Consider the following 19,959-nt stretch of genomic DNA (forward strand, 5'->3'; position numbering starts at 1 on the left):
GGGGGATCCAACCGCATGCGCGCCCTGCGAATACTTCTGATCACCGCCGTGATTCTCGGCGGGCTGTTCGTCGCCGCCGACCGTCTGGCGGTCCACTTCGCGGAGGGCGAGGTCGCCGACCGGCTGAAGACACAGGAGGGGCTGACCACGACCCCGAGCGTGGACATCAAGGGGTTCCCGTTCCTGACCCAGGTGGCCGGCGGCGAACTCGACGACGTCCAGGTCGGAATGAAGGAGTACGACGCGGACACCGGCACCAGCGGGGGCACGATCCGCATCGACGACCTGAACGCCGCCATGAAGGGCGTCGCGTTCTCCGGCGACTACAGCTCCGCCACCGCCACCACCGCCTCCGGCACCGCCGCCATCACCTACGACCAGCTGCTCAAGGCGGCCAAGTCGCAGGAGACCCAGCTGCCGCTCGGCATCACCGCGAAGGTCGTCGGGCTCTCCGACGGCGGCGACGGCAAGATCAAGGTCGACATCAAGGTGAGCGCCCTGGAGAAGCCCGTCTCCGTGCTCAGCACCGTCAGCGTCGTCGACGGGGACACCGTGCGGGTGCACGCCGACTCGATCCCCAGCTTCGGCAGCGTCACCCTCGCCGACTCCGACTTCCGCTCCATCGCCGACTTCGACCAGAAGATCGAGGGCCTGCCCGGCGGCATCAAGCTCGACCAGGTCGACGCGGGTGCGAACGGTGTGGAGATCGCGGTGAAGGGTTCGAACGTCAAGCTCGCCGGGTAGGACGAGCGTCGGGCCGGACCCGGCTCGTCCGACAGGCGAGACGGTCACGTCCGTACCGTAGATGTGATGACGGCTACAGCCGCCCGGGACCCGTGGGAGCACGGCCCGGGCGGCTTTCTGGTCCCATATTCCGGACGATCGCATCTCAGCATGCGACACACCGGTGACATGCCGGTATGTCCGTCCCTACGATCGACGCCATGAAGCGACAGGCGGATCTCACGAAGCGGCGGGCAGTAGACCTGTGCCGCGTCGCCGCCATGCTCTGTCGCCCCTTCTGAGCGGACGGCACGGCCTCCGCATCCCCTTGCCCTGGCGCCCCAGGGCATCCGTGCGCCCCGCGCACCCTTCCGCACGCCCCGCCGCAACTGCCCCGGAGGAGAAAGAGCATGAGCCGCAGCGACGTCCTGGTCGACGCCGACTGGGTCGAGGCCAACCTCGACAACCCGAACATCGCGATCGTGGAGGTGGACGAAGACACGTCCGCCTACGAGAAGAACCACATCCGCAACGCGATCCGGATCGACTGGACCAAGGACCTGCAGGACCCGGTCCGCCGCGACTTCGTCGACCAGGAGGGCTTCGAGAAGCTCCTGTCGGCGAAGGGCATCGCCAACGACACCCTGGTGATCCTCTACGGCGGCAACAACAACTGGTTCGCGTCCTACGCCTACTGGTACTTCAAGCTGTACGGCCACGAGAACGTCAAGCTGCTCGACGGTGGCCGCAAGAAGTGGGAGCTGGACGCCCGCGAGCTGGTCGAGGAGGTCCCGGAGCGCGCCGAGACCACCTACACGGCCAAGCCGCAGAACACGGCCATCCGCGCCTTCCGCGACGACGTCGTGGCGGCCATCGGTTCGCAGAACCTGGTCGACGTGCGCTCCCCCGACGAGTTCTCCGGGAAGCTCCTCGCCCCGGCCCACCTTCCGCAGGAGCAGTCGCAGCGTCCGGGTCACGTCCCGTCCGCGCGCAACATCCCGTGGTCGAAGAACGCCAACGACGACGGCACCTTCAAGTCGGACGAGGAGCTCAAGGAGCTCTACGCCGAGGAGCAGGTCGACCTCGCCAAGGACACCATCGCGTACTGCCGTATCGGTGAGCGCTCGGCCCTGACCTGGTTCGTGCTGCACGAGCTGCTCGGTGTCGAGAACGTCAAGAACTACGACGGCTCCTGGACCGAGTACGGCTCCCTGGTCGGCGTTCCGATCGAGCTCGGCGCCAACAAGTAAGCAATCCAGTCCCACCCGACCGGCCTTCCTTCCGGTCAGACCCCTCTTTGGAGAAAGACATGTGTGGAGCGAAGGCCGGCGGCCCGGACGCCTCGACGATCAAGCCCGGTGAGACCACGATCCAGGGTCAGGTGACGCGTGACGGCGAGCCTGTGGTGGGCTACGTCCGCCTCCTGGACTCGACCGGCGAGTTCACGGCGGAGGTCCCGACCTCCGCGACGGGCCAGTTCCGCTTCTACGCGGCCGAGGGCACCTGGACCGTCCGCGCCCTGGTCCCCGGCGGCACCGCCGACCGTACGGTCGTCGCCCAGCAGGGCGGGCTGGCCGAGGTCGCGATCGCGGTCTGAGGCAGGCAGGTCAGCAGTCGGAGGGCCGTACCCGCCGGGGTACGGCCCTTCGGCCTGTGCGGGCCTACGCTGGAGGCATGTTGGCGCGACGACGGCATGTCTACTTCGCCATGATGGGCACGTGCATCGGGCTGTTCGTCCTGGCCTGGGGAGTCGTGCGGCTCTGGTCGGTCCCGGTGGCCGTGGGGATGTGCGTGGTGGCCATGGTGATCCCGCCGCTCGCCGCGATGGTCGCCAACCGGCGCGGCCCCGACGACCGCTGGTGGGACGACCCCTCCGGCGACCCGAAGTCCGACGAGTGGTGGGACGAACTGGACGGCAAGAAGCGCCGGCAGTAGGAAGGCGGGCATGTCCTCTTCCGCGAGCAGCAGGAAGGCCTCCACGTCCCCGTCCGCGAGGCTGTCCACCGTCGTCCTCGACGCCCACGACGCGCACGAACTGGCCGCCTTCTACCAGCGCCTGCTCGGGTACGTGGTGCGCGCCGAGGAGCCGCACTGGGTCCTCATCGGCCCGCCGCCCGGCACCGCGGGCACGTCCCTCGCCTTCGAGACCGAACCCGGGTACGTGCCGCCGGTCTGGCCCACCCGCAAGCCCGGCGACCAGCAGATGATGCTGCACCTGGACATCGAGGTGGACGACCTGGAGGCCGAGACCGCGCGGGCGGTCGCCGCAGGGGCGCGGGTCGCCGACCACCAGCCGCAGGACGACGTACGGGTGCTGTACGACCCGTCCGGCCACCCGTTCTGCCTCTGGGTCGAGACGCCTAGCTGATCGCCCGGCCCAGTACGTACACCGCCGGAGCGGCCGCCGCCAGGGGCAGGGCCACGCCCGCCGTGAAGTGCACGAAGCGGGACGGGTAGTCGTAGCTCGCGACCCGGTGACCGACCAGTGCGCACACCGCGGCGCCGGCGCCGAGCAGGGCGCCCTTCGCGCCGAGGCCCGTCATCCCGCCCACCGCGATGCCCGCGCCCGCCGCGGCCAGCAGGGCGACGACCACGGAGGCCGGGGTCGGCAGGGGCAGCGCGCGGGCCAGGACGGCCACGGCCACCGCGGCCGCGCCGACCGACACCGCGTCGGGGTCGGCCGCGAGATACCCGGTCGCCACGATCGCCAGTGCCGCCGAGGCGACGGTCGCCATCAGGCCGTACATCCGCTCGTCCGGGTCGGCGTGCGAGCGGAGCTGCATCACCAGGCTGAGCAGGACCCACACGCCGAGGGTGCCGAGGATCGCGGCGGGGCCGTTGGAGCGGCCCGCCACCAGCAGCGCCGCGTCCGCGACCAGCGCGCCGAGGAACGCCAGCGCGATGCCCTGCCGGGCGGGCCACATGCCGTTCAGCCGGAACCAGCCGGCCGCGGTGACCGCCTGGAGGAGGACGAGGGGGACGAGGAGGGCGTACGACCCGACGGCCGCCGTACCGGAGAGCAGCAGGCCGAGAAGCGCGGTGAGCCCCGCCGGCTGGATACCGGGCTCGATGATCGGGGACCGGCCTTCGAGCCGGGCACGCTGGGCGTCGGTGACACGGGAGTTGCCGGCGAGGGTGGCGGGCCCGTAGCCGGAGGGGGCGGGCGCGGGGGCGGCGGCGCCGGAGGCTTGGGCGGCGGGGAGCGGCTGGGCGCCACCGGCACCGGCACCGGCCCCCACCGGCGCGGGGCCGTCACCGGCGGGGGCAGGGCCGGCAGGGCCGTGACCAGCGGTGCCGGAACCCGGCCCGGAACCGTACGCCGCCGGGCCGGGAGCCGCCGCGGGGCCGTATGCGTCGGCGCCCTGCGAGGAGCCATAGGCGCCGGCGCCGGAGCCGGATACCGCCTGCGGGGAGCCGTACCCATCAGCCCCCGGAACCGCCTGCGCGGAGCCGTACTCGCCCGATCCCGGAGCCGCCTGCGCGGAGCCGTACCCACCCGCGCCCGGAGCCGCCTGCGCTGCGGCCCCGTACCCGCCCGCGCCCTGGGGCGTGCCGTAGTTGCGGGGGTCGCCCTCGTACCCCTGCTGGGGCAGGTACGCCGTCTCCGGTGGCGCCTGGAGCGGGGTGTGGATCTGGGTCTCCCAGGTCTGGCCCTGCCACTGCTGGGTGTGCTGCTGGGCGGCCTGCGGGTCCTCGTGGCCCTGGTCCGCGTGGGCCGGCCAGCCCTGCTGCGGATACTGGTCGTAGCCCTCGTACGGCTGGTTCGTCATCGTCACCCTCCTGCGAACGGCGGGAGCACCTCGACCGTGCCGCCGTCGGCCAGCCGTACCGTCTCATGTCCGCGGGTGCCCACGGGGTCACCGTCGACGAGGAACGAGCATCGCCGCAGGACGCGCACGAGTTCACCGGGGTGTCGCTCACGCGCCGCGTCCAGCGCCTCGGCGAGCGTGGCCGCGTCGAACGGCTCCTCGGCGAGACCGGCCGCGGCCTTCGCGGCGGCCCAGTAGCGCACCGTGACCTTTGGCATCCGCTTCCTCAATCGATCGATGATGTACGCGCCCCAGGCTAGCCGCCCGCTGTGACAGCCCAGTCCCCGATCCGGCCCAGCAGCTCGTCGCCGACCGCGTGCTCGGCGTGCCCCATCGGCTCGATCCACAGGTCGGCGTGGTCGCCGGCGGCCGCCGCGAGCATCCGCGGGTGGTCGAGGGGGAAGTAGCCGTCGCGGTCGCCATGGACGATGAGGAGAGGGGCGGGCGCGATCCGCGGGACCGCCTCGACCGGGGAGAGGGGGACCGGGTCCCACTCGCGGTGGTGGATGCGGGTGCGGAAGCCGTAGCGGCCCACCAGGCGCCCCGCGGGACGGGTCACCAGCCAGTGCAGCCGGCGCATGGGGGCCGTACCGCGGTAGTACCAGCGGGCCGGGGCGCTGACCGAGACCACCGTGTCCGCGTGGGCGCCGGTCTCCGGCCCGTACAGCGCCGCGTGCCGCAGCACCACCGAGCCGCCCATGGAGAAGCCGACGGTCACCACGCGCGCGTGGCCGAGCTCGCGGGCCCACGCCACCGCGGCGGCCAGGTCCAGCACCTCGCGGTCGCCGACCGTGGAGCGCCCGCCGGAGGCCCCGTGACCGCGGAAGGAGAACGTGACGACGGCGCCGTACCGCGTGAGGGCCTCCACCACCCGGCGAACATGAGGACGATCCACATCGCCCGTGAAACCGTGCGCGACGACGAACACCAGGTCACGGGAAGGTGGCCGGGAGGAGTCGTATACGAAGGAGGGCGGATCGTATACGGAATCGATCGTCACGCCGTCGTCGGTGTGCAGAAACGTCCGTATAGGTGTGTGTCTGCGCGTCTCAGAGTGCGGACGAGCCGTGGAACGCACCACACGACCTGCCGGATCAATGCTCATGTGGGCTATTCTCGTCGGAAGAGGACTCGGGCAACGCAGCCCCCGGGTCCTTTTGTGCTTTCGGATACCCCCGTATACGAAAGCCATGACCTCGCCGGGACCGAGGAGGAACCAGACGTATGAGTTCTCTGCTGCTCCTGACCAACGCCCTCCAGCCGTCGACGGAGGTGCTTCCGGCCCTCGGCCTGCTCCTGCACAACGTGCGCGTGGCTCCGGCGGAAGGCCCCGCACTCGTCGACACCCCTGGTGCCGACGTCATCCTCATCGACGGACGCCGTGACCTGCCCCAGGTGCGCAGCCTGTGCCAGCTGCTGCGCTCCACCGGACCGGGCTGTCCGCTCATCCTGGTCGTGACCGAGGGCGGCCTCGCCGCCGTCACCGCCGACTGGGGCATCGACGACGTCCTCCTCGACACCGCGGGCCCCGCGGAGGTCGAGGCGCGGCTGCGGCTCGCCATGGGCCGCCAGCAGATCGTCAACGACGACTCCCCCATGGAGATCCGCAACGGCGACCTGTCGGTCGACGAGGCCACCTACTCCGCGAAGCTCAAGGGCCGGGTCCTCGACCTCACCTTCAAGGAGTTCGAGCTCCTGAAGTACCTCGCCCAGCACCCCGGCCGCGTCTTCACGCGCGCGCAGCTGCTCCAGGAGGTCTGGGGCTACGACTACTTCGGTGGCACCCGAACGGTCGACGTGCACGTACGACGGCTGCGCGCCAAGCTCGGTCCCGAGCACGAGTCGCTGATCGGAACCGTCCGGAACGTCGGTTATCGATTCGTTACGCCCGAGAAGGGCGACCGGATCACCGAGGAGGCGAAGGCCAAGGCGGACCGGGCAAAGCCGGAGGATGCGGACGAGAGCGCCGCCCTCGAGGACGTAGAGGCGTAGCGGGTCCCGCGCATGGGCAAGGCTCCCGTACCGCAGCACGCCCGCGAGCCCCTCGGCGGGGGTACGGGGACCTCCTTCACGCCCTGCCCAGAGCGGGTCCATCCGCGTAGACTCCGCGCGTGGCCAAGGTAACCAGGGATGACGTGGCAAGACTCGCGGGGACGTCCACCGCGGTGGTCAGCTATGTCATCAACAACGGACCCCGGCCGGTTGCCCCGGCCACGCGCGAGCGTGTCCTCGCCGCGATCAAGGAACTGGGCTACCGGCCCGACCGGGTCGCCCAGGCGATGGCGTCCCGGCGCACGGATCTCATAGGCCTGATCGTGCCGGACGCGCGCCAGCCGTTCTTCGCGGAGATGGCGCACGCGGTCGAACAGGCCGCGTCCGAGCGCGGGAAGATGGTGCTCGTCGGGAACTCCGACTACATCGGCGAGCGCGAAGTCCACTATCTGCGCGCGTTCCTCGGGATGCGGGTGTCCGGCCTGATCCTGGTCTCGCACGCCCTGAACGACAACGCGGCCGCCGAGATCGAGGCCTGGGACGCGAGGGTCGTCCTGCTGCACGAGCGTCCGGAGGCGATCGACGACGTCGCCGTCGTCCTCGACGACGTCACCGGCGCCAAGACCGCCGTCGAGCACCTGCTGGGCCACGGCTACCCCTATGTCGCCTGTATGGGCGGCACCGCCGACACCCCCTCCGTCGGCGACCCCGTCTCCGACCACGTCGAGGGCTGGCGGCAGGCCATGCAGGAGGCCGGGCTCCCCACCGAGGGACGGCTCTTCGAGGCGCCGTACAACCGCTACGACGCCTACAAGGTGGGGCTGGAGATCCTCGCCGGGCCGCAGCGTCCGCCCGCGATCTTCTGCTCCACCGACGACCAGGCGATCGGCCTGCTGCGGGCCGCGCGGGAGCTGCGCATCGACGTGCCGGGCGAGCTGGGCGTCATCGGCTTCGACGACATCAAGGAAGCCGCGCTCGCCGATCCGCCGATGACGACCATCGCCTCGGACCGCTCGGCGATGGCCCGGGCCGCGGTGGACCTGGTCCTGGACGACGGACTGCGGGTGGCCGGCTCCCGTCGCGAGCGCGTCAAGGTGTTCCCCTCCCGCCTGGTGGTACGGCGGTCCTGCGGGTGCGAGTGAGCTTCCTGAAGACCGTCTGAGAACACCTGGCCGGAGTGCCAGCGGCGGCCTTATATCGGGCATACGAGGTTCTGCCAGGCTTCTCAGGGAGCACTCAGCAAGCTCTCATGGTCGCGCGACAAGCTTTTTGACATGACCGAGAGCTTCCGCCGCGACGGCGAGTACGAGCAGTACGACAACCCCCACCAGGGCGCCCAGCAGCACGCTTCCTCGCCCGTGAACCCGGAGTGGCCGCCCCCGCCGGCCCAGCCGCCCGCGCAGCCGGCCCCGGCCGCGCAGCCGACGCAGCACACGCAGCCGGCGCAGCCCACTCAGCACACGCAGCCCACGGCGCCGATCCAGCAGCCGGCCGCCTTCGCCGCCGGTTCGTACGGCGGCGGCGGTTCGTACGGCGGCGGAGGTTCCTACGGCGGCGACGGCAACGGCGGCGGTACCGCTCTTCTCACCGCGCCCCCCGCCGGGCCGGCCCCCGCGCCCAAGCGGCGCAACCGCGGTCCCCTCGCCCTGCTCGCCGCGGTCGCGATCGTCGCCGCGGCGATAGGCGGCGGCACCGCCTACGGCATCCAGGAGCTGACCGGCAACGACACGGTCACCTCCAGCAGCACCAGCACCAGCGTGGTGCCGTCCTCCGCCAAGGGCACGGTCGCCGGCGTCGCCAAGGCGGTCAGCCCGAGCATCGTCGAGATCAACGCCACCTCGAACGCGGGTGAGTCCACCGGCTCCGGCGTGATCATCACCAGCAACGGCGAGATCATCACCAACAACCACGTCATCTCCGGCGCCTCCTCCATCAAGGTGAGCACCAGCAACGGCAAGACCTACACCGCGCAGGTCGTCGGCACCGACCCCAAGAAGGACCTCGCCCTCATCAAGCTGGAGAACGCCTCCGGTCTGACCGTGGCCACCCTCGGCAACTCCGACGGCGTCCAGGTCGGCGACCAGGTCGTGGCGATCGGCTCCCCCGAGGGCCTGACCGGCACCGTGACCAGCGGCATCGTCTCCGCGCTCAACCGGGACGTCACCGTGTCCACGGAAGAGGGCCAGCAGCAGAACCAGGGGCAGGGCGACGGCCGGTGGCCGTTCGAGTTCGGCGGCCAGCAGTTCAACGGCGACACCGGCTCCTCGACGACGACGTACAAGGCGATCCAGACCGACGCCTCCCTGAACCCCGGCAACTCCGGCGGCGCGCTGATCGACATGAACGGCAACATCATCGGCATCAACTCGGCGATGTACTCGTCCACTTCGGACTCCTCGGAGGCCGGCAGCCAGGGCCTCGGGTTCTCCATCCCGATCAACACCGTCAAGTCCGACCTGGCCACGCTGCGGGCCGGCGGCACCGACAACTGAGCTCCTCCACCCCCGTAGGGAGTACGTCATGATCAAGCAGGTTCCGCACACGGTGGCCGGCGCCGACCCGGCCGGGTTCGCCCTGGCCCTCGCAGTGGCGTACGAACTGCACGCTCCGGTGCCGCGGGCCCCCGAGGTGGCGGCCACGGCGGTGGTCACGACGGTGGCCCGCCGCGGGTCGAGCGCGGGCCGCGCCCGCCGCCGCAGCGCCGCCCGCTGACCCCGCGCCCTTGTCGCACCGGGCGGGAACCATGCGAGGCTGAAAGCGTTCAGCCGTCAGCTCCCCGCCGTCCCACCGCACCCGAGGAATCCGAAGCCATGAGCCCCGCCGAAGGCGACCGTGACCCCCAGCGCATCCTGATCGTCGACGACGAGCCGGCGGTGCGCGAAGCACTCCAGCGCAGCCTCGCCTTCGAGGGCTACGACACGGAGGTCGCCGTGGACGGGGCCGACGCCCTCGACAAGGCCACCGCGTACCGGCCCGACCTGGTCGTCCTCGACATCCAGATGCCCCGCATGGACGGACTCACGGCCGCCCGGCGCATCCGCGGCGCGGGCGACACCACGCCCATCCTCATGCTGACGGCCCGCGACACGGTCGGCGACCGGGTCACCGGGCTCGACGCGGGCGCCGACGACTACCTGGTCAAGCCGTTCGAACTGGACGAGCTGTTCGCCCGGGTCCGGGCGCTGCTGCGCAGGTCCTCCTACGCGGCGGCGGCCGGGGCGACGGCCGCCGAGGACGACGAGGCGCTCACCTTCGCGGACCTCCGCATGGATCTCGCGACGCGCGAGGTCACCCGGGCGGGGCGGCCGGTGGAACTGACCCGCACGGAGTTCACGCTCCTGGAGATGTTCATGGCCCACCCGCGCCAGGTGCTGACCCGGGAGCAGATCCTGAAGGCGGTCTGGGGCTTCGACTTCGAGCCGTCGTCGAACTCGCTGGACGTGTACGTGATGTACCTGCGCCGCAAGACGGAGGCGGGCGGTGAGCCCCGGCTCGTGCACACGGTGCGGGGTGTGGGGTACGTGCTGCGGCAGGGCGGGGCGGAGTGAAGACGCTCGTACGCCGGTACCGGTCCCTCCCGATCCGCTCACGGCTGGCCCTGCTCGTGGCGGCGGCGGTGGCGTTCGCGGTGGCGGCGGTGTCGGTGACGTGCTGGTTCATCGTGCAGGGGAAGTTGTACGACCAGCTCGACGAGGATCTGCAGAACGCGGCGCGGCCGCAGCAGGCCCAGGCCGTCGTGGCCACCCTGGCCGAGTGCCCCCAGACGCCGGTGGAGAGCTACGGCGATTTCCGGACCCGGGCCGAGGTCTACCTCCAGTTGGTGCAGGCGGACGGCAAGGCCTGCGTCTCGTCGAACTCGCTGGGCAGGGTCAGGACCACCAGTGCGGACGAGACCGTGGTCAAGAACGCGACCAGCAAGAGGGGGATCCTTCGCAACGGCACCGACTCGGACGGCAAGGCCGTACGCGTGCTGACGACACCCCTGTACGTGGGCCAGGGGCCGGGCTCGCAGCCCCAGCTGTACACCGAGGCCGCGCTCACCGTGGCCGTGCCTCTGAAGACCACCCAGTCCACCCTCAACGAACTCGCCCTCATCCTGCTCCTCGTCTCCGGCGTAGGAGTCCTCGGTGCCGGTGCCGCCGGTCTCGCCGTGGCGCGGGCGGGTCTGCGGCCCGTGGACAAGCTCACCGAGGCCGTGGAACACGTGGCCCGGACGGAGGACCTCAGCATCCGCATCCCCGTCGAGGAAGCCGCCGAGGACGAAGTCGCCCGGCTGTCCCGCTCCTTCAACTCGATGACGAGCTCCCTCGCCAACTCACGCGAGCTCCAGCAGCAGCTGATCGCGGACGCCGGTCACGAACTCCGCACCCCGCTCACCTCCCTCCGCACCAACATCGAGCTCCTCACCCGCAGCGAGGAGACCGGCCGCCCCCTCCCCGAGGCCGACCGCAAGGCCCTGCTCGCCTCGGTGAAGGCGCAGATGACCGAACTGGCCGCCCTGATCGGCGACTTGCAGGAGCTGTCGCGGTCGGAGGGGCAGCGCGGTGAACGCGTGCAGGTGGTGTCCCTGGAGGACACCGTCGAGGCGGCCCTGCGCAGGGCACGTCTGCGCGGCCCCGAACTGACCATCGACGCCTCGCTGGAGCCCTGGTACACCCGGGCCGAACCGGCCGCGCTGGAGCGCGCCGTCGTCAACGTCCTCGACAACGCGGTGAAGTTCAGCCCCGAGGGCGGCACCATCGAGGTGAGGCTCAGCGAGGGTGTCCTCACCGTCCGCGACCACGGCCCCGGCATCCCCGCCGAGGAACTCCCGCACGTCTTCGACCGCTTCTGGCGCTCCCCGTCGGCGCGGGCGCTCCCCGGCTCCGGTCTCGGCCTGTCCATCGTGGCCCGCACGGTCGAGGAGGCCGGCGGTCAGGTCGCCCTCGGCCCCGCGGACGGCGGCGGCACCATCGCGACCGTACGGCTTCCGGGGGCACCCACTCCGCCGCCGGAGGCTCCCGCCGCCGCGCAGTGACCTTGAAGCTGTCGATGTCCTGTCAACCTTCACGCGTTCTCGACCCTACTCACGGGTTCTCTGCCAGCTTCCTGAGTCGTCGCACAGATGCCCCACGCGTCTGTCCTCAGCACTCAGGAGTGAAGAACCCCCCATGCGTTTGCTTCGTACATCGACTCTGAAGAAGAGCGCCCTCGCCGCCGCGTCCGCGGCCCTCGCCGTCACCGCCCTGCTGGCCGGTGCCGGGACCGCGCAGGCCGCCGGTCCCGGCGGGGCCCACAACGTCCGGGGCGTGGACCCCGGGAACACCGACGTCATGCTGGACCGGCTGTGCGGCCAGGAGACCAGCCTGACCGGGGTCTACGGCGCGCTCAACGTCGACACCGGCGAGTTCAAGACGCGGGACGAGTACCTGCGGGACGTGGTCGGGCTGTGGGTGCCGGCCGGGCCGTGGGAGCTGTTCCGCGGCTGGTGCGGGTACGCGCAGGCCTCGACCTGGTCGGTGAAGGGCGAGCCGGTGCGCACGTCGGAGTGGACCGGCAACCACGGCACGACCGAGGACAAGGTGACCTTCGTCAGCGGGTACAGCACGAAGACGTTCGCCAAGAAGAGCGTCGGTGGCAGCATCAGCCTGTCCCTCGCCAAGAGCATCTTCTCCGGCACCGTGGGCGGCAGCGCCGGCTACGAGTGGGGCTGGGAGAAGACCTCGTCCTTCGAGCGGCGCAGCGAGAAGTCGATCCCGCCGTGCACCCAGGTGGCGACGACCTGGACGCCGTACCAGCGGGTGGTCCGCGTGAACCCGGTGTTCTACGTCGAGGACTACCAGTGGAACAAGGGCGACGGCGAGGTCACCACGCACACCTGGCGCGGCCGGGACGCGAGCTGGAAGACGATCTACTCCTACGGCTACTACATCGACGGCACCTCCGACAAACTCCTCCCGAACGGCCAGCCCGACGGCCGCGAGGACAAGTGGCAGGAAAACCTGGACCCGAAGTCCTGCGCCAAGTAGGCGCGTTCGCGCGGCAACCTTCTGCGCGGGGGGCGGCGACTGCTCTGCGGTCCCTACCCCCCGCACGGAACGGATTGCGCATGAGTGAGATCAGTGGCAAGGCGCGCCATCGCCGCAGGAAGACGGCCCTCGTCGTCGGTGTTCCCCTGGCTCTGAGCGCCGCCGGCGTCATGGGCTACGGGCTGGTGCCGGGGGCGCAGTCCCCGGCGTCCGCCGCCACCCCCGCCGCCGCTCCCGCCTGGGCCACCGCCACCGCGGACGGGTTCGCGTCGGTCAACGCCCTCGGGCAGAACGGCACTTACGGCGGCCGCGACGGTCAGATCGTCACCGTGCGGACGCTCGCCGATCTGGAGAAGTACGCGACCGCGAGCGAGCCGTACGTCATCGTCGTCGCGGCCACCATCGACATGAACCCGGTCGGGAAAGAGATCAAGGTCGCCTCGGACAAGACCATCGTCGGGTCCGGGACCTCCGGGCAGATCGTCGGCGGCGGGTTCTTCCTCGGCGCCGGTGTGCACAACGTGATCATCCGGAACCTCACCATCCGGGACGCGTACCAGGGCGTGTGGAACGACAAGGAACACGACTTCGACGCCATCCAGATGGACGGCGCCCACCATGTGTGGATCGACCACAACGACCTGCGGCACATGGCCGACGGGCTCATCGACGTCCGCAAGGACAGCACCTATGTGACGGTCTCCTGGAACAAACTCAGCCAGGACAACAAGGCGTTCGGCATCGGCTGGACGGAGAACGTCGTCACCGACATCACCATCCACCACAACTGGATCCGTGAGACCGAGCAGCGCAACCCGTCGACGGACAACGCCGCCCACGCGCACCTCTACAACAACTTCCTCGAGGACGTGGCCGGGACGGACATCAACTCCTCCTACGGCAACTACTCGCGCGGCGCGACCAAGATGGTCCTGGAGAACTCCTGGTTCCAGGGCGTCAAGAACCCCGTCATCAAGGACAGCACCGCGACCATCGTCCAGAAGGGCAACACCTTCGTCGGGACCAGCGGGCGCAACGAGAGCGGGGGTACGGCCTTCGATCCGAAGAGCTACTACGCGTACACCCTCGACAAGACGGCGGACATCCCCGCCCTGCTCAAGTCCGGTGCGGGGCCGCGCAGTTCGATCGGTACGACGGCCACCAGCACCAAGGCCGCCGCCGCGACCACACTCACCGTCGCCAAGGACGGCAGCGGGCAGTACGCGACCGTGCAGGCCGCGGTGAACGCCGTGCCCGCGGGCAACCCCTCGCGCGTGGTCATTTCGGTCAAGCCGGGGACGTACCGCGAACTCGTCAAGGTGCCCTCCAACAAGCCGCACGTCACCATCCAGGGCTCGGGCGGCAGCCGCAACGACACGGTGATCGTCTACAACAACGCGTCCGGCACGCCGAAGCCCGACGGCTCGGGCACCTACGGCACCGGCGGCAGCGCCACCGTCGCCGTCGAGGCCGACGACTTCCAGGCCCGCAACCTGACGATCTCCAACGACTTCGACGAGAAGGCCCACCAGAACATCGCCCAGCAGGCCGTCGCGCTGCGCACCGCCGCCGACAAGGTGTTCCTGGACGGCGTCATCGTCAGCGGCGACCAGGACACGCTGCTCGTGGACACCGCGGCCAAGGACAAGCTGGGCCGCGTCTACATGACGAACTCCTACGTCATCGGCAACGTCGACTTCATCTTCGGGCGGGCCACCGCCGTGATCGACAAGTCCGTCATCACACTGAAGAAGCGCTGGGACGGCTCCTCGGCCGGCTACGTCACCGCGCCCAGCACCGTCGCGAACCGCAAGGGCATCCTGATCGCCAACTCGACGGTCAACGGGGACGTCTCCGCGGCGAGCTTCTACCTCGGGCGGCCCTGGCACGCCGGCGGTGACGCGAGCCTCGACCCGCAGACCACGGTCCGCAACACCTCGCTGAGCGCCGCGATCAGGTCCACGCCGTGGACCGACATGAGCGGCTTCTCGTGGAAGGACGACCGGTTCGCGGAGTACAAGAACACCGGCGCGGGCTCGGGCGCGGCCTCCGCCGACCGGCCCCAGCTGACCGACGCTCAGGCCACCGGCCAGGAGATCGCGGACTGGCTGGGCGACTGGACCCCGACCGCGGCCTGACCTGCCGTTTCCCGGACCTCCGCTCCTCTGTCAGACCCTCGACCTACGCTGGTTTCCGTAGATCGACGGTCGGACGGGGGAGCGGGACATGGTGCGTATCGACAGGCATCGGGTCGGTGAGGCGGCCGTTTCGGCGGTGCGGGAGGACTTCGCGAACAGGATCGGTTCGCAGGTCCACTCCATGGCCAAGGCCGGCCCGGTGACGGCGTGGGAGTGGTGGCTGATCGCCCAGGAGTTCGTCGAGTACCTCGGCGCGCTCTCGGTACGGGCCCCCGACCTCCGCACGCCCGAGGCGAAGGCGGTCCTGGAGGACGCGGCCGAGGCGGCGGCCGGCGCAGTGGCGTACGCGGCGTACTTCCCCCGCGACCACTTCGAGGTCTTCCTCACCTACCCGAACTGGGGCATCGTCTACGACCGCGAACCCGGCGGCACCCCCGAGCCGGTCACGGCGGCCACCTGGCTGGACGCCTTCTGCCTGGCGATCCTCGTCGAGAAGACCCAATGGCACGGCGAGGCCTTCCACTTCGCCCGCGAGGCACCCCAACAGGGCCGTTCGGGGCGGCCCGACGCCGAGCTGATCAACGGCTTCCTGGCGTACGTCCTCGGCGACACCGCCGACGAGGACGTCACCTTCCCGCCCTCACCCGAGCAGAAGCTCGCCGCGCTCGACGCGGCACTCGACCGGGTGAGGGCCCTCGCCGCCGAGACCGGCGAGCAGCTCACCGACGAGCCGTACGGCATCGGCCTCCAGGCGCTGTGCGCGCTCGCGGCGGGCGACCGGGAGGGGTTCGGCGATGCGGTCGTACGACTGCTGCGGCCGCTGTCCGAGACCCCAGGGCCCGGAGCGCGGCCGGGCAGTCTGCTTCCGCTGCTGCCGATCGCGCTGACGGCGCTGGCGTACCGGCACGAGGGGTGGCCGCCGGCCGCCGACACCGACTATCTGCCGGACGCGCTGGTCATCGGCTTCGATGCCGCGCCGCCTCGGGTGGGCCCCTACGGCCGGGACCGGCGCCCCGACGCGATGGCCGAACTCGTCGCCGGGGTGGTGGAGTTCGGGCGGCCGCTGGAGCCGCGTCCGCTGCATCCGGACAGCGAGGAGCAGTTCGAGCGGTACACGCGGGACGCCATCACCCCGGTGCCGGGCAAGTCGCTCGACACCTTCGAGCTGGCGTACGCCCTCACCTACCAGGAGCTGCTCTTCAAGGCCCGTGCCGGGCAGGCGGCCGACGCGAGCGACGCCCAGCTGGAGAACCTGCGGCTGGCCGCCGAGCTGGGGGCGGCGCTGTTCCGGACCACCCTGGCGGAGCCGGGGAGCGAGGTGGCGGTGACGATCGACGGGGCCACCGTGACGTTCCCTGCCTGCCGGGATGAGGACGCCGGGGCGGGGGCGTGGCACCGGGCGGTGCACCTCGCGCTGATCACGGGCCGGCGGGAGCATCTGGCGCCGCTGGTGCTGGCGGGGCCGGAGCGGGTCGGGCCGGACCGCTCCCTGACGGCCTCCTACCGGCGGGCGCTGCACACCTATCTGCGCGGTGAGGATCCCGAGCCGGCCACCGACCAGGCGCTGCGGGACGCCGAGAAGGCCCGTGAGCAGGGTGTCCTGCCACCGCCCGCGGTCCTGTTCTCCCAGCTGGTGGAGGGCGACGCGGAGAGCTTCAACCTGGCCCTCCTGGACGCCCTGGCGGCCCACCGCGACCACTACGCCGTCGGCGACCGCGCGACCGGCCCCGACGCCGCCCTCGGCGTCGACCTGCTGGCCCTGACCTGCCATGCGCGCAGAAGGGGCTGGGAGATCAGGGTGCGGTCGCCGTATCTGCCGGAGCGCATCCTGCGAGCGGCCGAGCCGTTCTGACACCGACCGGGCGACCTGGTCTCGAGATCGGTGAGGCGGTCACCGGCCCGAAGCGGGGCGGACGGAGCCGGAGCCTCAGCAGCCGCGGGGACCCGACGTGTCGGCCGGCAGCCTGCGCAGCACCATCGTCTCCTCCGGGAGCGGGCCCAGCAGGCGGGCGTACGTGCCGCGTTGGGACAGCAGTTCCGTGTGGGTGCCGGACTCCACCAGGTGGCCGCCGTCCACGACCAGGATCCGGTCCGCGTCCGGGGCCAGGCTCAGATCGTGGGTGATCATGATGGTCGTACGGCCCGACATCAGGCGGCGCAGGGGCTGGACCACCTGGCGGGCGGCGACCGAGTCGAGGCCGGCGGTGGGTTCGTCGAGGATCAGGACGGGAGCGGCGCGGAGCATCGCGCGGGCGATGGTGATCCGCTTGAGCTGGCCGCCGGACAGGGCCGCCGTGCCGGGGGCGATCCCGGTGTCGTAGCCCTCGGGGAGGGCGGTGACGAAGTCGTGGGCCGCGGCCGCACGGGCCGCCCGCTCGATCTCCTCGTCGCTCGCGCCGGGCCGGCCGGCCCCGATGTTCTCGCGGATCGTGCCGCACAGGATCAGCGTCTCCTGCGGGAGCAGGGCGATCTGCTCGCGCAGGAACTCCAGGTTCAGCTGGGTGAGCGGGACGCCGTCCAGGGTGATCACGCCCGCGGAGGGGTCGTAGAAGCGGGTGAGGAGCTTGGACAGGGTGGACTTGCCGGCGCCGCTCGGGCCCGTGATGATCACCAGTTCGCCGGGGGCGGTCGAGAAGGAGACGTCTCGCAGGGAGTCCCTGGTGGCCGCCGGGTAGCGGAAGCCGACGCCGTGGAAGCCGACCCAGCCGTGCACCGGCCAGGCGGGGACGGGTTCGGCCGGGTCGCAGACCGAGGGCTCGGCGTCCAGGATCTCGTTCAGGCGCTGGGCGCCCGCGGTGGCCGCGGTGAGGGTGAGGCCGAGCTGACCGAGGTTGCGGACCGGTGGGTACAGGTAGCCGATGAAGGCGGCGAAGGCGAGGAGCTGACCGAGGGTCATGCGGTCGGCCGAGATCTCCCAGACGCCGAGGCCGATCACGGCGAGCACGCAGAGCGTCTCGACGACCTCGACGAACTGTTCGTACATCTCGCCGAGTCGGGCACCGCGGACCGACGCCCGCAGCCAGGCGCGGGCCTCGCGGTCGAGACGCCGCTCCTCGTCGCGGCGGCGGTTGTACGCCTGGGTCAGCACGACGTTGCCCAGTGACTCCTCGACCACCGAGGTGATCGCGCCGTCGGCGACCCGCTCGTCCTGCGAGGCCTCCTTGATACGGCCGGAGAAGCGGCGCGCGGCGAACAGGAACAGGGGCGCGAGGACGAAGGTGGCGAGCGCCAGGTCCCAGCGCAGGTACAGGGCGGCCGCCGAGTAGAAGACGGCCGAGAAGGCGGCGGCGACGGTGCCGACCACGCCGGACACGACCATCTGCTCGATGGCCTCGACGTCACCGGTGAGGCGTTCGACCAGGTCGCCCCGGCGGTGCCGCTGGAAGAAGTGCGGGGGCAGGTCCTGGACGTGCCGGAAGACCTTCGCGCGCAGGCGCAGTACGAATCTCTCGGCGGTCCAGGTCGCGAGCGAGTTGCCGAGGTAGCCGACGAGGGCGCCGAGCGCGGCGACGGCGAGCCAGGCTCCGGCCGGGCCCCAGAAGGCGGAGAGCGAACCGGCCTTCAGGGCGGTGTCGGTGAGTTCCGCGAACAGCAGGATCGCGGCGGTCTCGGCGAGCGCGGACACCACCACGCAGGCGACGATCGCCGCCAGCCACTTGCGGTCGCCGCGGGTCAGCGGCCAGAAGCGGCGGAAGGCCGCACGGACTTCCCTCATGCTCAGCGACTCCTTCCGGGGCCGGAAACAGGCTCGGGTGGGGATCAGGCTCGGGAACAGGCCGAGGCGGGGCCCCCGGGGCGAGACACGCTCGCCGGCCGGTGGCCCCGCCTCGCGGTGACCCGCCTCAGCCCTTGTGGGCGACCGGGCGGCGCTTCGGCGCGTGCTTCTTCGGCGCGGGGGCCTTCTTCGGGGCCGGAGCGGGCTTGCGGGTCTTCTTCACCGGGGCGATCTTGTGGAAGCTCATGAATTTCTCCCTGTCATTACCTTTGACTTGTTTTGATTTACGTAAGTAAATCCTGTGTCAGTCCTTAAGGGCTATTCAGCAAGGCTCAGGAGTGTTCTCCTTTGCGTTTGCGTCGTTCGCTGTCGACATGGAAAACACTACGGCACTCCCGCCGCCGAAAAGGCGATCCGGCCTTAGACCTCAATAAGACTGACTGTGCGTTCCCTATGAGCCGACGGCCAGCGCGGAGCCCGTGATCCGGACTCTGATGCCGTCCCTCTCCACCCGCACGTCCCGCAGGCGCAGCTCTCCGCTGGGTGGCTCCGGCAGCCGGAAGGCGAGGGAGAGTCGGTCGGCCAGGGCCGGGCGGGTCAGGTGGGAGAGGGCGTCGAGGAGCGCCGGGTCCAGGCCCAGGCGGGCCAGCAGCTCGGGGTGGGCGAGGGCCAGGTCGAGGAGGTTGAGCCGCAGGGCCTGCCGTACGAACTCGGGGCGGCCGGTCAGCCGGGCCAGCGCGGTGTCCGAGCGCTGCGCCTCACGCACGGTCGCGTCCGGCACGCCGAGCGCCCGCACGACGGACGGAACCGCCAGCAGGGCCCGGGCCTTGCGGGTCTCGCGGGCCAGGGCCGCCGCGGACGCCGGCGTCAGATGCAGGCCCTCGGAGGGCCGGGTGCCGGGCCGGTAGGTCGCCAGGTCCCCGATGTCCAGGCGTATCCCGCCGATCCGGGTGTCCACCCCCCGCCGCCCGTCCCGCGCCACCCGCACATCGGCCCGCAGCCGCAGATCGTGCCCGGCAACCGGGAGAGTGCCGCGGACGGCGACCCGGTCCCGCGCCGCGCCGGTGAACGTCACCTGGGACGCGCCGAGTTCACGGTTCATGTCGGCGAAGGAGAGCAGGACGTCACCGTGCAGTTCGGGAACCCGCGCCCCGCGCACGGAGGTCGGCCCGTCGCCGTCGAGCCGGATGTCCCGGCCGGTCGCCGACACCGCGGCCAGCGTGACCCGGTCGGCGGCCACGTCCGGCACGGTCACCTGCACCGACTCCAGGCGCCGGTCGGCGAGTTGGGTCAGGAAGGGGAAGCCGCCGATCTCGACCTCGGGCGCCGCGGTCAGCCGTAGCCGCTGCTTGAGGGTGTCCGCGGCCCGGTGCTCGGCGTACAGCACGGCCCAGCGGTCGGCGAGGGTGAGGAAGGCGGCGAGCACGGCCAGGGAGGCGACCGCCTTCACCGCGAACGCGAAGCGGCCCCGCCGGCCCCGCCGCCTGGTGCGGCGGTGGGTCGGCGGGGCCGGAGGTGCTTCGTACGGGTGGGGATGCGTGGGTACGGGGTGGGGGGAACGCATCGATCCATCC

20 protein-coding genes are annotated in these 19,959 nt (G+C 71.3%); 15 read left to right on the forward strand and 5 right to left on the reverse strand.

Annotated features, from left to right (window positions below):
* Positions 1 to 15: 15 nt before the first annotated feature.
* From AC2XR2_RS21135 to AC2XR2_RS21160, 6 genes are all read left to right on the forward strand, one after another.
* Positions 16 to 744: an LmeA family phospholipid-binding protein gene (locus tag AC2XR2_RS21135; protein ID WP_381300222.1), complete on the forward strand. Its 729-nt coding sequence runs from the start codon at positions 16 to 18 to the stop codon at positions 742 to 744.
* A 200-nt stretch (positions 745 to 944) separates the two neighbouring features.
* On the forward strand, positions 945 to 1,025 hold the full coding sequence (locus AC2XR2_RS21140) for an Ms5788A family Cys-rich leader peptide (protein ID WP_350751515.1): 81 nt from the start codon (positions 945 to 947) through the stop codon (positions 1,023 to 1,025).
* Between the two features lie 108 nt (positions 1,026 to 1,133).
* On the forward strand, positions 1,134 to 1,973 hold the full coding sequence (locus AC2XR2_RS21145) for a sulfurtransferase (RefSeq protein WP_330265982.1): 840 nt from the start codon (positions 1,134 to 1,136) through the stop codon (positions 1,971 to 1,973).
* Between the two features lie 59 nt (positions 1,974 to 2,032).
* The gene (locus AC2XR2_RS21150) at positions 2,033 to 2,320 is read left to right on the forward strand and encodes a DUF1416 domain-containing protein (protein WP_007382995.1); all 288 of its coding nucleotides are present in this window, start codon (positions 2,033 to 2,035) and stop codon (positions 2,318 to 2,320) included.
* A gap of 77 nt (positions 2,321 to 2,397) precedes the next feature.
* A complete protein-coding gene (locus AC2XR2_RS21155) occupies positions 2,398 to 2,658 on the forward strand; it encodes a DUF3099 domain-containing protein (protein ID WP_020140201.1) in 261 nt (86 codons plus the stop codon).
* 10 nt (positions 2,659 to 2,668) lie between these two features.
* Positions 2,669 to 3,091: a VOC family protein gene (locus tag AC2XR2_RS21160; protein ID WP_491515994.1), complete on the forward strand. Its 423-nt coding sequence runs from the start codon at positions 2,669 to 2,671 to the stop codon at positions 3,089 to 3,091.
* On the opposite strand, the gene AC2XR2_RS21165 is transcribed toward AC2XR2_RS21160, so the two are convergent.
* The 3 genes from AC2XR2_RS21165 to AC2XR2_RS21175 are packed head-to-tail and all read right to left on the reverse strand — an operon-like array spanning position 3,084 to position 5,637.
* Positions 3,084 to 4,493 (reverse strand): hypothetical protein, encoded by a 1,410-nt coding sequence (locus tag AC2XR2_RS21165; RefSeq protein WP_491515995.1) that lies wholly within the window; start codon positions 4,491 to 4,493, stop codon positions 3,084 to 3,086. The genes AC2XR2_RS21160 and AC2XR2_RS21165 overlap by 8 nt on opposite strands.
* Positions 4,494 to 4,495: 2 nt before the next feature.
* The gene (locus tag AC2XR2_RS21170; RefSeq protein ID WP_123761663.1) at positions 4,496 to 4,750 is read right to left on the reverse strand and encodes a MoaD/ThiS family protein; all 255 of its coding nucleotides are present in this window, start codon (positions 4,748 to 4,750) and stop codon (positions 4,496 to 4,498) included.
* 38 nt (positions 4,751 to 4,788) lie between these two features.
* Positions 4,789 to 5,637, reverse strand: a complete 849-nt coding sequence (locus AC2XR2_RS21175; protein ID WP_449349070.1) for an alpha/beta hydrolase — start codon at positions 5,635 to 5,637, stop codon at positions 4,789 to 4,791.
* A 119-nt stretch (positions 5,638 to 5,756) separates the two neighbouring features.
* On the opposite strand from AC2XR2_RS21175, the gene AC2XR2_RS21180 reads away from it, so the two are divergent.
* The 9 genes from AC2XR2_RS21180 to AC2XR2_RS21220 all read left to right on the forward strand — a co-directional run bounded on the left by AC2XR2_RS21180 (position 5,757) and on the right by AC2XR2_RS21220 (position 16,522).
* A complete protein-coding gene (locus AC2XR2_RS21180; protein ID WP_330265977.1) occupies positions 5,757 to 6,524 on the forward strand; it encodes a winged helix-turn-helix transcriptional regulator in 768 nt (255 codons plus the stop codon).
* A gap of 119 nt (positions 6,525 to 6,643) precedes the next feature.
* Entirely contained in the window at positions 6,644 to 7,666 is a 1,023-nt protein-coding gene (locus AC2XR2_RS21185) for a LacI family DNA-binding transcriptional regulator (RefSeq protein WP_330265976.1), read from the forward strand.
* A gap of 132 nt (positions 7,667 to 7,798) precedes the next feature.
* Entirely contained in the window at positions 7,799 to 9,016 is a 1,218-nt protein-coding gene (locus tag AC2XR2_RS21190; protein WP_491515996.1) for a S1C family serine protease, read from the forward strand.
* 28 nt (positions 9,017 to 9,044) lie between these two features.
* Positions 9,045 to 9,236 carry a hypothetical protein gene (locus AC2XR2_RS21195; protein ID WP_381300227.1) on the forward strand — a complete coding sequence of 64 codons (192 nt, stop codon included), beginning with the start codon at positions 9,045 to 9,047 and terminating at the stop codon, positions 9,234 to 9,236.
* A gap of 98 nt (positions 9,237 to 9,334) precedes the next feature.
* Positions 9,335 to 10,072 (forward strand): response regulator transcription factor, encoded by a 738-nt coding sequence (locus tag AC2XR2_RS21200; protein ID WP_280898794.1) that lies wholly within the window; start codon positions 9,335 to 9,337, stop codon positions 10,070 to 10,072.
* Positions 10,069 to 11,541 (forward strand): HAMP domain-containing sensor histidine kinase, encoded by a 1,473-nt coding sequence (locus AC2XR2_RS21205; protein WP_491515997.1) that lies wholly within the window; start codon positions 10,069 to 10,071, stop codon positions 11,539 to 11,541. Before AC2XR2_RS21200 ends, AC2XR2_RS21205 begins: the two co-directional genes overlap by 4 nt.
* Before the next feature lie 133 nt (positions 11,542 to 11,674).
* Positions 11,675 to 12,532: a hypothetical protein gene (locus AC2XR2_RS21210; RefSeq protein WP_491515998.1), complete on the forward strand. Its 858-nt coding sequence runs from the start codon at positions 11,675 to 11,677 to the stop codon at positions 12,530 to 12,532.
* Positions 12,533 to 12,612: 80 nt separating this feature from the next.
* Complete coding sequence (locus tag AC2XR2_RS21215) at positions 12,613 to 14,670, forward strand: pectinesterase family protein (protein ID WP_491515999.1); 2,058 nt, start codon at positions 12,613 to 12,615, stop codon at positions 14,668 to 14,670.
* Positions 14,671 to 14,758: 88 nt separating this feature from the next.
* On the forward strand, positions 14,759 to 16,522 hold the full coding sequence (locus AC2XR2_RS21220) for an immunity 49 family protein (RefSeq protein WP_491516000.1): 1,764 nt from the start codon (positions 14,759 to 14,761) through the stop codon (positions 16,520 to 16,522).
* Between the two features lie 75 nt (positions 16,523 to 16,597).
* Here AC2XR2_RS21220 and AC2XR2_RS21225 read toward each other — a convergent pair whose 3' ends face one another.
* A complete protein-coding gene (locus AC2XR2_RS21225; RefSeq protein ID WP_491516001.1) occupies positions 16,598 to 18,385 on the reverse strand; it encodes an ABC transporter ATP-binding protein in 1,788 nt (595 codons plus the stop codon).
* A 451-nt stretch (positions 18,386 to 18,836) separates the two neighbouring features.
* Complete coding sequence (locus AC2XR2_RS21230; protein WP_491516002.1) at positions 18,837 to 19,949, reverse strand: LmeA family phospholipid-binding protein; 1,113 nt, start codon at positions 19,947 to 19,949, stop codon at positions 18,837 to 18,839.
* Positions 19,950 to 19,959 lie beyond the last annotated feature (10 nt).

The organism is Streptomyces sp. LS-MS-L19 (assembly GCF_058382285.1).

Coding starts and splice junctions, on each gene's coding strand:
- AC2XR2_RS21135 (WP_381300222.1), top strand. CDS start 16: ATGCGCGCCCTGCGAATACTTCTGATCACCGCCGTGATTCTCGGCGGG.
- AC2XR2_RS21140 (WP_350751515.1), top strand. CDS start 945: ATGAAGCGACAGGCGGATCTCACGAAGCGGCGGGCAGTAGACCTGTGC.
- AC2XR2_RS21145 (WP_330265982.1), top strand. CDS start 1,134: ATGAGCCGCAGCGACGTCCTGGTCGACGCCGACTGGGTCGAGGCCAAC.
- AC2XR2_RS21150 (WP_007382995.1), top strand. CDS start 2,033: ATGTGTGGAGCGAAGGCCGGCGGCCCGGACGCCTCGACGATCAAGCCC.
- AC2XR2_RS21155 (WP_020140201.1), top strand. CDS start 2,398: ATGTTGGCGCGACGACGGCATGTCTACTTCGCCATGATGGGCACGTGC.
- AC2XR2_RS21160 (WP_491515994.1), top strand. CDS start 2,669: ATGTCCTCTTCCGCGAGCAGCAGGAAGGCCTCCACGTCCCCGTCCGCG.
- AC2XR2_RS21165 (WP_491515995.1), bottom strand. CDS start 4,493: ATGACGAACCAGCCGTACGAGGGCTACGACCAGTATCCGCAGCAGGGC.
- AC2XR2_RS21170 (WP_123761663.1), bottom strand. CDS start 4,750: ATGCCAAAGGTCACGGTGCGCTACTGGGCCGCCGCGAAGGCCGCGGCC.
- AC2XR2_RS21175 (WP_449349070.1), bottom strand. CDS start 5,637: ATGAGCATTGATCCGGCAGGTCGTGTGGTGCGTTCCACGGCTCGTCCG.
- AC2XR2_RS21180 (WP_330265977.1), top strand. CDS start 5,757: ATGAGTTCTCTGCTGCTCCTGACCAACGCCCTCCAGCCGTCGACGGAG.
- AC2XR2_RS21190 (WP_491515996.1), top strand. CDS start 7,799: ATGACCGAGAGCTTCCGCCGCGACGGCGAGTACGAGCAGTACGACAAC.
- AC2XR2_RS21195 (WP_381300227.1), top strand. CDS start 9,045: ATGATCAAGCAGGTTCCGCACACGGTGGCCGGCGCCGACCCGGCCGGG.
- AC2XR2_RS21200 (WP_280898794.1), top strand. CDS start 9,335: ATGAGCCCCGCCGAAGGCGACCGTGACCCCCAGCGCATCCTGATCGTC.
- AC2XR2_RS21210 (WP_491515998.1), top strand. CDS start 11,675: ATGCGTTTGCTTCGTACATCGACTCTGAAGAAGAGCGCCCTCGCCGCC.
- AC2XR2_RS21215 (WP_491515999.1), top strand. CDS start 12,613: ATGAGTGAGATCAGTGGCAAGGCGCGCCATCGCCGCAGGAAGACGGCC.
- AC2XR2_RS21220 (WP_491516000.1), top strand. CDS start 14,759: ATGGTGCGTATCGACAGGCATCGGGTCGGTGAGGCGGCCGTTTCGGCG.
- AC2XR2_RS21225 (WP_491516001.1), bottom strand. CDS start 18,385: ATGAGGGAAGTCCGTGCGGCCTTCCGCCGCTTCTGGCCGCTGACCCGC.
- AC2XR2_RS21230 (WP_491516002.1), bottom strand. CDS start 19,949: ATGCGTTCCCCCCACCCCGTACCCACGCATCCCCACCCGTACGAAGCA.